The 13,217-nt window shown below is 73.2% G+C and carries 11 protein-coding genes and 1 pseudogene; 9 read left to right on the forward strand and 3 right to left on the reverse strand.

What is annotated here, in order from left to right:
- The 3 genes and pseudogenes from AN218_RS18860 to AN218_RS18870 form a co-directional block, all read right to left on the reverse strand.
- A pseudogene (locus AN218_RS18860) lies at positions 1 to 742 on the reverse strand (hypothetical protein); the annotation flags it as partial.
- Positions 739 to 1,005, reverse strand: coding sequence for a MoaD/ThiS family protein (locus AN218_RS18865; protein WP_070018057.1), 267 nt, complete (start codon positions 1,003 to 1,005; stop codon positions 739 to 741). The gene AN218_RS18865 and the pseudogene AN218_RS18860, both read right to left, overlap by 4 nt.
- A gap of 42 nt (positions 1,006 to 1,047) precedes the next feature.
- Positions 1,048 to 2,046, reverse strand: coding sequence for an alpha/beta hydrolase (locus AN218_RS18870; RefSeq protein WP_107421502.1), 999 nt, complete (start codon positions 2,044 to 2,046; stop codon positions 1,048 to 1,050).
- A gap of 167 nt (positions 2,047 to 2,213) precedes the next feature.
- On the opposite strand from AN218_RS18870, the gene AN218_RS18875 reads away from it, so the two are divergent.
- The 9 genes from AN218_RS18875 to AN218_RS18915 form a co-directional block, all read left to right on the forward strand.
- The gene (locus tag AN218_RS18875; RefSeq protein WP_070018058.1) at positions 2,214 to 3,020 is read left to right on the forward strand and encodes a winged helix-turn-helix transcriptional regulator; all 807 of its coding nucleotides are present in this window, start codon (positions 2,214 to 2,216) and stop codon (positions 3,018 to 3,020) included.
- Between the two features lie 212 nt (positions 3,021 to 3,232).
- Positions 3,233 to 4,270, forward strand: coding sequence for a LacI family DNA-binding transcriptional regulator (locus tag AN218_RS18880; RefSeq protein WP_070018059.1), 1,038 nt, complete (start codon positions 3,233 to 3,235; stop codon positions 4,268 to 4,270).
- Positions 4,271 to 4,405: 135 nt separating this feature from the next.
- Entirely contained in the window at positions 4,406 to 5,548 is a 1,143-nt protein-coding gene (locus AN218_RS18885; RefSeq protein WP_079132328.1) for a S1C family serine protease, read from the forward strand.
- A gap of 144 nt (positions 5,549 to 5,692) precedes the next feature.
- The gene (locus AN218_RS18890; RefSeq protein WP_070018061.1) at positions 5,693 to 6,472 is read left to right on the forward strand and encodes a response regulator transcription factor; all 780 of its coding nucleotides are present in this window, start codon (positions 5,693 to 5,695) and stop codon (positions 6,470 to 6,472) included.
- Between the two features lie 104 nt (positions 6,473 to 6,576).
- Positions 6,577 to 8,058, forward strand: a complete 1,482-nt coding sequence (locus tag AN218_RS18895; RefSeq protein ID WP_420855988.1) for a HAMP domain-containing sensor histidine kinase — start codon at positions 6,577 to 6,579, stop codon at positions 8,056 to 8,058.
- Positions 8,059 to 8,205: 147 nt separating this feature from the next.
- Complete coding sequence (locus tag AN218_RS18900; protein WP_079132329.1) at positions 8,206 to 8,922, forward strand: NADPH-dependent FMN reductase; 717 nt, start codon at positions 8,206 to 8,208, stop codon at positions 8,920 to 8,922.
- A 167-nt stretch (positions 8,923 to 9,089) separates the two neighbouring features.
- Complete coding sequence (gene mshD, locus AN218_RS18905) at positions 9,090 to 9,995, forward strand: mycothiol synthase (protein WP_070018063.1); 906 nt, start codon at positions 9,090 to 9,092, stop codon at positions 9,993 to 9,995.
- A gap of 377 nt (positions 9,996 to 10,372) precedes the next feature.
- On the forward strand, positions 10,373 to 12,640 hold the full coding sequence (locus tag AN218_RS18910) for an RNA degradosome polyphosphate kinase (protein ID WP_070018065.1): 2,268 nt from the start codon (positions 10,373 to 10,375) through the stop codon (positions 12,638 to 12,640).
- Positions 12,641 to 12,793: 153 nt separating this feature from the next.
- Positions 12,794 to 13,217, forward strand: a 424-nt coding sequence (locus AN218_RS18915; RefSeq protein WP_141747624.1) for a CHAD domain-containing protein, incomplete at its 3' end; no start/stop codon positions are given.

Genomic DNA, 13,217 nt, shown 5'->3' on the forward strand with positions numbered 1-13,217 from the left:
CGACGAGCGCCGCGACGACGGGCGAGACGAACGGCGGCAGCGGCAGCGCGCGGACGAGAGCGGCCACGCCGACGGCGATCGCGCCGACGCTCACGGCGTCCGCCGTCGCCGCGTCGAGCGAGGCGAGGAACCCGGCGGCGACGACGGTCAGGGCCGTCGCCGTGAACGCGGCGGTCAGAGCGTAGAGGCGTTCGTCGGCGCCGGAGCGGTTGCGCAGATGGAGCGTCACGGTCAGCACGCACCACGCGCCGAGGGTGCCGATGATCACGGTGGGCGCGTGGCTCTCGTCCGCGAGCAGCAGCGAGACGTCGGTGACGACGCCCGCGAGGAAGGCGAGGGCGATGCCCTGCCGCGCCGGCCACATGCCGTTCAGCCGGAACCAGCCCGCCGCCGTCACCGCCTGGAGCACCGCGACGGCGAGGGCGAGCGCGGCGGAGCCGAGCTGTGCGGTGCCCGCGACGAGCAGGGCGAGGACGGTGGTGAGCCCCGCGGGCAGCAGACCGGGCGCGATGAGCGGCGAGCCCTTGGTGCGGGGGGCCGGTGTACCGCTGGCGGACGAGGCCGAAGAAGCCGAGGAGGCCGAGGAGTTGGCGCCGGAGTCGGCGGTGGCCGCGCCGGACGGAGCGGACGCGGAGGACGCGGAGGACGGGGCGGCCAGGGGCGGCAGCGGCTGCGAACGCGCCACCGACTGTGACTGTGGCTGCGGCTGTGGGCCGTGCCCGGAGGAGGAGCGCTCGTTCATGCGGAGCCTCCCGCGAACGGCGGGAGCACCTCGACCGTGCCGCCGTCGCTCAGCCGCACCGCGTCGTGTGCGCGCCTGCCGACGGGCTCGCCGTCCACGAGGAAGGAGCAGCGCAGCAGCACCCGTGCGAACTCCGGGTGTTCGGTGCGGCGTTCGCGGGCGCGCTCCAGCGCGTCGGCGAGCGTCCCCGCCTCGTAGTGCTCCTCGGCCGTACCGGCCGCGGCCTTCGCCGCCGCCCAGTAGCGGATCGTGCCACTCGCCATCGTGGGTCCTGCCCTCTCAGCCTGTCCGGGTTGCGCGACCCATCATGCCGGGCCGTGAGCGGGCCCGGACCACCGAGCGGCCACCCAACTCCCGATCCGGTGCAGCAGTTCGGCCCCGGCGGCGTTCTCCGCGTGCCCGAAGCCCTCGACGAGCCACAGCTCGGTGCTGTGCGGCTCGGCCGCCGCGGCGAGGGAGTGCGGATGGTCGACGGGGAAGTACGGGTCCCGGTCGCCGTGGACGACGAGCAGCGGCGTCGGCGCCAGCAGCGGTGCCGCGGCGACGGGCGAGAGCGGCACCGGGTCCCAGTCGCGCGGATGGACGCGGGTGCGCAGCCCGTACCGCGAGACGAGCCGTCCGACGGGACGCTGGATCACCCAGTGCAGCCGCCGCATGGGCGCGGTGCCGCGGTAGTACCAGCGGGCGGGCGCGCTGACGGCGACCACGGCGTCGGATACGGCGTCGGATACGGCGTCGGATACGGCCTCCGGCGCCGCGTCCCGTACGGCGTCCTCCGGTACGGCGTCCGTCACCGGATCCGGCGATGCGCTCGACGGTGCGCCCGTGCGCCCCTCGTGCGCCCCGGCCCGGTACAGCGCCCCGTGCCGTACGACGACCGAGCCGCCCATCGAGAAGCCGACCGTCGCCACCCGTCCGTGTCCGAGGGAGCGTGCCCACGCCACCGCCGCGGCGAGGTCGAGGACTTCGCGGTCGCCGACCGTCGAGTGCCCGCCCGAACTCCCGTGCCCGCGGAAGGAGAAGCTCACCACGCCTCCGTACTGCGCGAACACCCGTGCCGCCCGCCGCACCGCGGGCCTGTCCACGGACCCGGTGAAGCCGTGCGCCAGCACGATCGCGCACGGTGCGGCCCCGCCCTCGTACGAACCCGCGCCCTCGTACGGGTCGTAAGCGGCCTCGATCCGCACCCCGTCCGAGGCCCGCAGCACCGCCCGCCGCGGGACGCCGCGCGAGGCGCCGACGCCGCCCGCGGTGCGCGCTCCGCTCCCGAAGCGAGCGAACTCACACTCCGCATCGTCACCCATGTCGGCTATTCTGCTGGGAGTGAAGGATCCGGGCAGCGTGGCCCCCGGGTCCTTTTGTGCTTTCTGGGGCGCAGTGTGCTGTCCGGAGCGCGCATCCGTACGAAGCAGTTACGAAGCAGTGCCGAGCCGTACCGAAGTCCCGAGACGGGACCTAGGAAGGATCTGACGTGAGTTCGCTACTCCTGCTGACGAACGCCCTCCAGCCGTCCACCGAAGTGCTCCCCGCGCTCGGGCTGCTGCTGCACAACGTGCGTGTGGCACCCGCCGAGGGGCCGACCCTCGTGAACACCCCGGGTGCCGACGCCGTCCTCGTCGACGGCCGCCGTGACCTGCCGCAGGTGCGCTCCCTGTGCCGGCTGCTCAACCAGACCGGCACCGGCGCCCCGCTGATCCTCATCGTCACCGAGGGCGGCCTCGCCGCCGTCACCGCCGACTGGGGCGTGGACGACGTGGTGCTGGAGAGCGCCGGTCCCGCCGAGGTCGAGGCCCGGCTGCGGCTGGCGACCGGCCGGGCGCAGGGCACCGCGGACGACGAGCCGACCGAGATCCGCAACGGCGATCTCGTCGTCGACGAGGCCACCTACAGCGCGAAGCTCAAGGGCCGGGTGCTGGACCTGACCTTCAAGGAGTTCGAGCTGCTGAAGTATCTGGCCCAGCACCCCGGCCGGGTCTTCACCCGCGCTCAGCTCCTCCAAGAGGTCTGGGGCTACGACTACTTCGGCGGCACCCGCACCGTGGACGTGCACGTACGGCGGCTGCGCGCGAAGCTCGGCCCCGAGCACGAGTCGCTGATCGGCACCGTCCGCAACGTCGGCTACCGCTTCGTCTCCCCGGAGAAGGAGGCGAAGTCGGCCGAGGAGCGGCGAGCGGAGGCCGACGCCCGTGCCGTCACCGACGCGGCCACCCGTCTCGTACGGGAGGCCGCCGGCGAGGGCGCGAACGGGACGGCGCCGGGCGGCGAGACCACGGACTGAAGCGGCGGGGAACGGCGGGGAACCCGAGCCGCCGGTGGCCCGCCGCCGACAGTCGAGAACCCTCGGTAACCTTCGGGGAGCCTCCGGCGGAGGGCGCGGCGAGCCGCTGTCCGTACGGTCGTACGGCGCCGCACGGCCGGGCCCGCCCGCTGCCGGAAGCCGGAAGCCCCCGGGCCCTCAAACGGCGGATGCATCCCGCGTAGACTGCCCGGGTGGCCAGGGTGACGCGGGACGATGTGGCAAGGCTTGCGGGTACGTCGACCGCGGTCGTCAGCTATGTGATCAACAACGGGCCGAGACCCGTCGCTCCGGCCACGCGTGAGCGCGTGCTCGCGGCGATCAAGGAGCTGGGCTACCGGCCGGACCGGGTCGCGCAGGCGATGGCCTCACGCCGTACGGACCTCATAGGTCTGATCGTCCCCGACGCCCGGCAGCCCTTCTTCGCGGAGCTGGCGCACGCGGTCGAGCAGGCCGCCGCCGAGCGCGGAAAGATGGTCCTCGTCGGCAACTCCGACTACCTCGACGAGCGCGAGGTGCACTATCTGCGGGCCTTCCTCGGGATGCGCGTCTCCGGACTGATCCTCATCAGCCAGGGGCCCAGCGAGCACGCCGCGGTGGAGATCGACGCCTGGGACGCCCGGGTCGTGCTGCTGCACCGCCGCCCCGAGGCCATCGACGACGTGGCGGTCGTCCTCGACGACGTCGGCGGCGCGCAGCTCGCCACCCGCCATCTGCTGGAGCACGGCCACGAGGCCGTCGCCTGTCTCGGCGGCATCGACTCCACACCCGAGTCCGGCGACCCGGTGACCGACCACGTGGAGGGCTGGTCCCGCGCGATGGAGGAGGCCGGGCGCTCCGTGGAGGGCAACCTCTTCCAGGCCCCGTACAACCGCTACGACACCTACCGGCTCGCGCTCGAACTGCTCGCCTCCCCCGACCGTCCCACCGCCGTCTTCTGCGCCACCGACGACCAGGCGTTCGGTGTGCTGCGCGCCGCGCGGGAGTTGGGCCTGGACGTACCGCAGGACCTGGCCGTCGCCGGCTTCGACGACGTGAAGGAGGCGGCGCTGACCGACCCGCCGCTGACGACCGTCGGCTCGGACCGCGAGGGCATGGCGAAGGCCGCGGTCGACCTGGTCCTGGACGACGGGCTGCGGGTCGCCGGGTCGCAGCGGCAGCGCGTACGGCAGTTCCCGTCGGGGCTGGTCGTACGGCGCTCGTGCGGGTGCGGTCACCCGCCGCGGCGCTGACCGGCGTCCCGGCACCCGGGACACCCGGGGCCTTTCCGCTCCTCCCGCTCGTCCTGCTCGTCCCGCCCGAAGACTCTTCGGTACTTCACAGCCATGTCTCAGGTCGCTCTTATGGAAGCGGTTCACCGTAGGGGTATGAGCGAACACAAGGCGTCCTCCGCCGGGTTCGGCCCGGCATCCGCGTCATCGGTCCCGGCCGCACCGGCCTGCCCTCCCGAGCCGTCCGCGTCCAGCGCGTCCACCGCGTCCACGGTGTCCACCACCTCGTACGGGGACCCCTACTCCGGTTCGGCGTCCGGTCATGGCGGAGGCGGCGCCGGCGTCACGTACGCGGGCGGGCCGTCGCCGCACCGGGGCGGACGCCGCCGCGGCGTGCGCCTGCCGGTGGCCGGTCTGTCGGCGCTGGTGCTGAGTGCCGCCCTGCTGGGCGGCGGGACGGCTGTCGGCGTGGGGGAGCTTCTCGACTCGGGCGCCGGCAGCAGCGTCGCCGGCACGGTCGCCGGCGGACGGCAGACCTCCGCGGACAGCGCGGGCACCGTCGCGGACGTCGCGCGGGCGGTCAGCCCGAGCGTCGTGGAGATCAAGACCTCGTCCGGGACGGGGGAGTCCACCGGGTCCGGAGTGGTGATCTCCGAGGACGGCGAGATCCTCACCAACAACCACGTCGTCTCCGGCACGGACAGCGTGAGCATCACCTTCAGCGACGGCAAGACGGCGACGGCGAAGGTCGTCGGCAGGGCCGCCGGCATCGACATGGCGCTGCTCGAGACGCAGAACGTCCAGGGCCTGACCCCCGCGAAGCTCGGCGACTCCGACACCGTCGGCGTCGGCGACGAGGTGGTGGCCATCGGCTCCCCCGAGGGGCTCTCCGGGACGGTCACCAGCGGCATCGTCTCCGCGAAGAACCGCGAGGTGACGGTGAGCGACGAGAGCGACGAGAGCGGTGAGAGCGGCGGTGGTGGGAACGGCGGCCGGGGTGAGAACTGGCCCTTCGAGTTCGGCGGCGGCCAGTACAACGGCGATCCCGGCGAGAAGACCACCACCTACAAGGCCATCCAGACGGACGCGTCGCTCAACCCCGGCAACTCCGGCGGCGCGCTCGCCACGATGGACGGCCGGATCGTCGGTTTCAACTCCGCGATGTACTCCTCCGGTTCGGGCTCCGGTCCCGGAGCCTCCACCAGCGGGAGCGGCAGCGTGGGGCTGGGCTTCGCCGTACCCGTCGACTCCGTCAAGGACGTCCTCGACGATCTGCGCTCCGGATCCGGAAGTGACTGAGAGCGGGCATCGCGACCGGATACGGGCCGGGGTCCGGGGCCGGCGCCCTGCGCTCCGCGTCCTGTTCCCCGCGCTCCGGTCCGCCCCCCGCCTGTGGCACATCCGACACGGCCGCCGGCCGCCCGCGATGCGAGGCTTGGGCCCATGGTGGCCATGAAGGTGCTGATCGTCGACGACGAGCCCGCCGTACGGGACGCGCTGCGCCGCAGCCTCAGCTTCGAGGGCTACGGGACCGAACTCGCCGAGGACGGACCGCAGGCCCTGGAGAAGACCGCGTCGTACGAGCCGGACCTGATCCTGCTCGATGTGCTGATGCCGCGCATGGACGGGCTGACCGTCGCCCGGCGGCTGCGCGAGTCGGGCACCCGGGTGCCGATCATGATGCTGACCGCCCGCGACACCGTCGGCGACCGCGTCACGGGGCTGGACGCCGGTGCGGACGACTATCTGGTCAAGCCGTTCGAACTCGACGAACTCCTCGCCCGCATCCGGGCGTTGCTCAGACGCACCTCGTACGCGCGGGAGCAGGCGGGTCCGGGCGGCGCGGCCGGTACGGGCGACGGCACGGCGGGACGCGCGGGCGCGGGCCCGTCCGCGGGAGCCGGCGGTACGGGCGGCGACTCCCTCTCCTACGGCGATCTGCGGATGGACCTGGGGACGATGGAGGTGACCAGGGGGACGCGCACGGTCGAGCTGAGCCGCACCGAGTACATGCTGCTGGAGATGTTCCTCTCCCATCCCCGCCAGGTCCTCACCCGGGAGCAGATCCTCAAGGCGGTCTGGGGCTTCGACTTCGAGCCGTCGTCCAACTCCCTCGACGTGTACGTGATGTATCTGCGCCGCAAGACCGAGGCGGGCGGCGAGACCCGGCTCGTGCACACGGTGCGCGGCGTGGGCTACGTCCTCAAGGACGACGGGGCGTGAGGCTCCGCCGCTCGACGCGCGACTCCGGTCTCCCGCGCTCCGCGCGCTCCCCACGCTTCCCGCGTATTCCGCGTCTGCGGCGGCCCCGGCTCCCGGCGCCCGCGCTGCGCTCGCGGCTGGCGCTGCTGGCGGCGGTCACGGTGGCGCTGGCGGTGGCGGTGTGCGCCACGGCGTGCTGGTTCATCGTGCGGGCGCAACTGGTGGGCTCGCTCGACCAGTCGCTGCGCAACAACAGCCGCGTCGACCCCAGCTTCGTGGTGGGGCAGCTCAGTTCGGGGCAGTGTTCGCCGGCCGACGAGCGCGCCCCGAACCCGTTCGACGCGACGGTCCAGGTCGTCGACAAGCGGGGCAAGAGCTGCGTCATCGTCGGCCGCAGGGTCGCCGTCTCGCCCGCGGACGTGCGCGTCGCCGAGCACCGGCGGACGGAGTCGGTGCACACCGCGCGCAGCCAGGACGGCTCCGGCACCGACTACCGCGTGCTCACCACCCCCGTACAGGGCACCGACCTGGCGGTCTCGGTGGCCCGTCCGCTCACCGAGACGGACCGCTCGCTGCGCAATCTCGCGCTGATCCTCGCGCTGGTCGGCGGTACGGGCGTGCTGGCCGCGGCCGGGGCGGGCGTGGTGCTCGCGCGGGCGGGGCTGCGTCCGGTCGACCGGCTCACCGGCGCCGTCGAGCACATCGCCCGTACCGAGGACCTCGGGGTGAGCATCCCCGCCGAGGGCGACGACGAGATCGCCCGTCTCTCCCGTTCGTTCAACTCGATGACCGAGGCGCTGGCCTCCTCCCGGGAGTTGCAGCAGCAGCTCATCGCGGACGCAGGGCACGAGCTGCGGACGCCGCTGACCTCGCTGCGTACGAACATCGAACTGCTGGTGCGCAGCGAGGAGACGGGACGCTCGCTGCCGGGCGAGGACCGCCGGGCCCTGCTGGAGTCCGTACGCGCGCAGATGAGCGAACTCGCCGCTCTCGTCGGGGACTTGCAGGAGCTGTCGCGTGAGATGCCGCCGGGCGGCGGGCCCGTGGCGGGCATCGCGCTGCACGAGATCACCGAACGCGCCGCGGAGCGGGTACGGCTGCGCAGCGGCGGCGTCGGCGTCAGGGTGCGCACCGAGCCCTGGTACGTACGCGGGGAGCCGTCGGCGCTGGAGCGCTCCGTGGTCAACCTGCTGGACAACGCGGTGAAGTTCAGCCCCGACGGCGGCACGGTCGACGCCGTGCTGAGCGGCGGCACGCTGCGGGTCACCGACCGGGGGCCCGGCATCGCGGACGACGAACTCCCGTACGTCTTCGACCGGTTCTGGCGTTCGCCCTCCGCGCGGAGCCTGCCGGGGTCGGGGCTCGGGCTGTCGATCGTGGCCCGTACGGCGCGGCAGGCGGGCGGCGAGGTCGCGCTGGAGCGCGCGGTGGGCGGCGGAACGGTGGCGGAGCTGAGGCTGCCGGGGTCCCCGGAGCCAGAGCCGGAAGCGGCCCCCGACGCGGACGCGGGAACCGGATCGGGCACCGGATCGGGGCCGGGTACGGGATCGGAAGGGGAGCCCGGGGCGGAACCGGAGGCAGGGCCCGGAGAGGCTTCCGGCACGTAGCCGCCCGCGCGCCGCGGGGCACCGGACGGGGAAGCTTGACTTCAACTCAACTTCATGTCTGAGGCTGTGTGTGTCCGGTGCGGCAGCCGTTCCTCACGGCCGCCCCCGCGGACGCCACCGATCCACGCCTCACCGAGGGAGAGCCCCATGACAGGCACGCTCAGCACAGCCGGCACCGCCACCGGAGCCACGGCCGTCACCGCCACCGGAGCCACGGCCGCCACCGCCACCGGAGCCACGGCCGCCACCACCGGCGACGTCCCCGCCGGCCCGCTGCGTCTCGCGGTCATCGTCGGCAGCGTCCGGGAGGGCCGGTTCGGGCCGGTCGTGGCGCACTGGTTCGCCGAAGAGGCGCGTACGTACGGGGAGTTCGAGATCGACGTGCTCGACCTGGCCCGTGCCGAGCACGAACTCCCCGTCGCCTTCCCGGAGTTCGGCGCCCCGCTGCCGGACGCCGTACGGGAGACGCACCGGGCGCTCTCCGAACGGCTGGCGGCCGCCGACGCGTTCGTGATCGTCACGCCCGAGTACAACCACAGCTATCCCGCGCCGCTGAAGAACACCGTCGACTGGTTCCGCGAGGAGTGGCAGGCCAAGCCCGCCGGGTTCGTCAGCTACGGCGGAATGGCCGGCGGCCAGCGGGCCGTGGAGCATCTGCGGCCGGTCTTCGCCGAACTGCACGCCGTCACCGTCCGCGAGACGCTCAGCTTCCACATGGCCTGGGAGCGCTTCGACGAGGACGGGGTGCCGCACGACCGCGAGGGCACCTCCGCCGCCGCCAAGGGGATGCTGCGCCAGCTCCACTGGTGGGGCGGGGCGCTGCGGGAGGCGCGCGCCAAGTCCCCGTACGGATCGGCTGCTTGAGCCCCGCGGCCCTCGCGCGGGTCCCCTGCGCGTCCCCTGTGCATCCCGTGCGCATCCCGTGCGGCGGCCGTCCGCGGGCCGAATCCGGGGATCGTTCCCGGACGTTCCCCGCGTTCGCGCCGGGCTGGGAGGTGGAGAGCGGCCCGCGCATCGTAAGGTCGGGTGCCATGAGCGACGTGGTGGTAGTGGACGAGGCGTCGACCGAGGTCGTACGGGATGCGCAGACACTGATCGACGAATCGGCCCGCGCCGACGGTCAGTCACCGCTCTCCGAGCAGGGCCGGCTCCAGTTGCGCGGCGGGCGCCGCCCCGGTGTGCGCCATCTGCTGCTGCGCGAGGAGGGCACCCTCGTCGGCTACGCACAGCTCGAGGACACCGACCCCGTGGAACCGCCCACCGGCGAACTGGCCGTGCACCCCGACTTCCGCGGACGCGGCTACGGGCGGCAGCTCGGGCAGGCGCTGCTGAAGGAGTCCGGCAAGCGGCTGCGGGTCTGGGCGCACGGCGGCCACCCGGCGGCACGCCACCTCGCCCAGGTGCTCGGGCTGACCCTCTTCCGCGAACTGCGCCAGCTCCGGCGGCCGTTGACGGGCACGGCGGCGCCGCCGCTGCCGGAGCCGGTGTTCCCGGAGGGCGTGAGCGTCCGTACGTTCCGTCCCGGCGAGGACGACGCCCCGTGGCTGGCGCTCAACGCCGCGGCCTTCGCGCACCACCCCGAGCAGGGCAGCCTCGCCCAGCGCGATCTGGACGACCGGAAGGCCGAGCCGTGGTTCGACCCGGCGGGCTTCTTCCTCGCGGAGCGCGACGGCACGCTCGTCGGCTTCCACTGGACGAAGGTGCACAGCGCGGAGCAGCTCGGCGAGGTGTACGTACTGGGCGTGGCCCCCGGCGAACAGGGCGGCGGCCTGGGCAAGGCGCTGACGGCGACGGGCCTGCGCCATCTGGAGCGCGACCGTGCGCTGCCGACGGCGATGCTGTACGTGGACGCGGACAACTTCGCGGCCGTGAGCGTCTACGAGCGGATGGGCTTCACCACGTTCGAGACGGATCTGATGTACCGCACGGAGAGCTGAGCGGGCGGACGGGCAGACGGGCGGACGGGCGGCGACGGTCCGCGGCGCCCGGCGCCCGGCACGGGGCCCGGAGGTGACCGGGCGGGCGTCCGCCGCTCGCCCGGTGGCCATGTGGACGTAACCGCTGGTTAAGACGGGCTTGTGAGCATCGCGGAATGCAGCCTCCCGCTCGTCGCCTCCGCGCACCTGCCGCTGACGCCGGCGGTGGGAACAATGGAGCCATGAGCGAGCCCACGCAGCGGCCCGCGGCCGCTTCTCCTTCGCCTTCTCTTTCGCCTTCTCCTTCTCCTTCTGCCTCTGCCTCTGCCTCTGCCTCTCACGACGTGCACGACGCCCATGACGCCCACGACGTGCAGGACGTACGCGAGGCGCACGACGTGCACGACGCGTACGACGGACATGACGCGGATGACGGAAGCCCCTCCGAGGAGCCCCGCCACGGCGTCGCCTACGCCACGGCTCCCGGTCTGTCCGTCGCCGTCAGCGGCGGCCCCGGCCTCGACCCGGATCTCGACTCCGACCCCGACGTCTACCCGGCGAGCGCCCTCTCCGGGCAGGACGGCGACGCCGACGACCTGCCCCCGGACCGCTTCCTCGACCGCGAGCGAAGCTGGCTGGCCTTCAACGAACGCGTCCTGGAACTGGCCGAGGACGCGGAGGTGCCGCTGCTGGAACGCGCGAACTTCCTCGCGATCTTCGCCGGCAACCTCGACGAGTTCTTCATGGTCCGCGTCGCCGGGCTCAAGCGCCGCATCGCGACCGGCGTCGCGACCCGCTCGGCCTCCGGCCTCCAGCCGCGCGAGGCGCTGGAGCAGATCTGGACGCGTTCGCGCGAGCTCATGGCCCGCCATGCCGCCTGCTACCAGCGGGACATCGCCCCCGCGCTCGCCGCCGAGGGGCTGCATCTGCTGCGCTGGGACGCCCTGACGGAGAAGGAGCAGGCCCGCCTCTTCACCCTCTTCCGGCAGCGCATCTACCCCGTGCTGACGCCGCTGGCCGTCGATCCGGCCCACCCCTTCCCGTACATATCGGGGCTGTCGCTCAATCTGGCCGTCGTCGTACGCAACCCCGTCAGCGGCCAGCAGCACTTCGCGCGCGTGAAGGTCCCGCCGCTGCTGTCGCGCTTCCTGGAAGCCTCGCCGCACCGGTACGTCCCGGTCGAGGACGTCATCGCCGCGCATCTGGAGGAGCTGTTCCCGGGCATGGAGGTGCTCGCGCACCACATGTTCCGGGTGACGCGCAACGAGGACCTGGAGGTCGAGGAGGACGACGTCGAGAACCTCCTCCAGGCGCTGGAGAAGGAGCTGCTGCGGCGCCGCTTCGGGCCACCGGTGCGGCTGGAGGTCGAGGAGTCGATCGACCCGTACGTCCTGGACCTGCTCGTACGCGAGCTGAACGTCTCCGAGGCCGAGGTCTATCCGCTGCCGGGACCGCTGGATCTGACGGGTCTGGCCGGGATCGTCTCCGCGATGGACCGGCCCGATCTGAAGTACCCGAAGTTCGTGGCGGGCACCCAGCGCGACCTGGCGCAGGTGGAGTCGGCGCAGCCGCCGGACATCTTCGCCGCACTGCGCGAGCGGGACGTCCTGCTGCACCACCCGTACGACTCCTTCTCCACCTCCGTGCAGGCGTTCCTGGAACAGGCCGCCTCGGACCCGGACGTGCTCGCGATCAAGCAGACGCTGTACCGCACCTCCGGCGACTCGCCCATCGTTGACGCCCTGATCGACGCGGCCGAGTCCGGCAAGCAGGTCCTGGTGCTCGTCGAGATCAAGGCGCGCTTCGACGAGCAGGCCAACATCAAGTGGGCGCGCAAGCTGGAGGAGTCCGGCTGCCACGTCGTCCACGGGCTCGTCGGGCTCAAGACGCACGGCAAGTTCTCGCTGGTCGTACGGCAGGAGGGCGAGACGCTGGTGCGCTACGCGCATGTGGGCACCGGCAATTACCACCCGAAGACCGCGCGCCTCTACGAGGACCTGGGGCTGCTGACCGCGGACCAGCAGGTGGGCGCGGATCTGTCCGACCTGTTCAACCGGCTCTCCGGCTACTCGCGCCGCGAGTCCTACCGCCGGCTGCTGGTCGCCCCGACCTCGCTGCGGGACGGGCTGATCTCGCGGATCCAGCGGGAGGTCCGCCGGCACCGTGCGGGCGAGCCCGCCTCCGTACGCTTCAAGGTCAACTCGATCGTGGACGAGGCCGTGGTCGACGCGCTCTACCGGGCCTCCCGCGAGGCCGTGCCCGTCGATCTGTGGGTGCGCGGAATCTGCGCGCTGCGCCCGGGAGTTCCGGGTCTGAGCGAGACCGTACGGGTGCGCAGCGTCCTCGGACGGTTCCTGGAGCACTCCCGGATCTTCGCCTTCGGCAACGGCGGCGACCCGGAGGTCTGGTTCGGCAGCGCCGACATGATGCACCGCAACCTGGACCGGCGTATCGAGGCGCTGGTGCGCGTCCCCGACCAGGCGCACCGGGCCACCCTGACGAAGCTGCTGGAGACCGGCATGGCCGACGACACCGCCTCCTGGCACCTCGGTCCGGACGGCGAGTGGACGAGACATGCGCACGACGCCGAGGGGCGGCCGCTGCGCAACATCCAGGAGTCGCTGATCGAGGGCCGCAGACGCCGGCGCGGTCCGGCGCCGGGCTGAGACGGACGGGGCTGTGGGTTTCGCCGTGACGGGGCTCGCGTTGACGGGTTATGCGGTGGCGGGGTCGAGCGGTGACGAGCCGGAACGATCCGGAGCAAGCCGGAGCAAGCCGGTATGAACCGGGGTGAGTCGGGGTGAGGGGGTGACGGAGCCGTGAGGGGACAAGGGGGCGGCCTCGCCGTGCCGGGCGGGACCGTCGGGACGGCCGGTCTCGGAGTGCCCGCCGCGCTGGAGCGTGCGCTGGAGACGGCCGGCGCCGCCGAGGTGCTCAGCGGATATCTGCACACGTGGGCGGCGGACTTCCTGCGCAGTCTGCGTCTGCACGAGGAGAGTTCGGGCGGTGCGCAGACCGCGCCCGCGGCGGCCGAGGCCGTACGGCAGCTCCGCGCCGCCGCCCGGCGTATCGGCTCGGCCCTGCTGACGTACCGGCCGCTCGTGGACGCCGCATGGGCGGACGAGCTGAGCGGTGAACTGCGGCGGCTGTCGGGCACGTTGGCGCGCGAGTACCGGTGCGCCGCCCGCTCGGCGCGGCTGCTCGGGGCGCTGCACCGGCTCACGCTCGAGGGCGTGGGCGGCG

Origin of the sequence: Streptomyces nanshensis (genome assembly GCF_001751255.1) — a bacterium.
Taxonomy (GTDB): Bacteria; Actinomycetota; Actinomycetes; order Streptomycetales; family Streptomycetaceae; genus Streptomyces; species Streptomyces nanshensis_A.

Excerpts from the sequence above, each read along its gene's own strand:
- AN218_RS18885 (WP_079132328.1), top strand. The coding sequence starts at position 4,406 with ATGAGCGAACACAAGGCGTCCTCCGCCGGGTTCGGCCCGGCATCCGCG.
- mshD (WP_070018063.1), top strand. The coding sequence starts at position 9,090 with ATGAGCGACGTGGTGGTAGTGGACGAGGCGTCGACCGAGGTCGTACGG.
- AN218_RS18870 (WP_107421502.1), bottom strand. The coding sequence starts at position 2,046 with ATGGGTGACGATGCGGAGTGTGAGTTCGCTCGCTTCGGGAGCGGAGCG.
- AN218_RS18900 (WP_079132329.1), top strand. The coding sequence starts at position 8,206 with ATGACAGGCACGCTCAGCACAGCCGGCACCGCCACCGGAGCCACGGCC.
- AN218_RS18890 (WP_070018061.1), top strand. The coding sequence starts at position 5,693 with ATGGTGGCCATGAAGGTGCTGATCGTCGACGACGAGCCCGCCGTACGG.
- AN218_RS18865 (WP_070018057.1), bottom strand. The coding sequence starts at position 1,005 with ATGGCGAGTGGCACGATCCGCTACTGGGCGGCGGCGAAGGCCGCGGCC.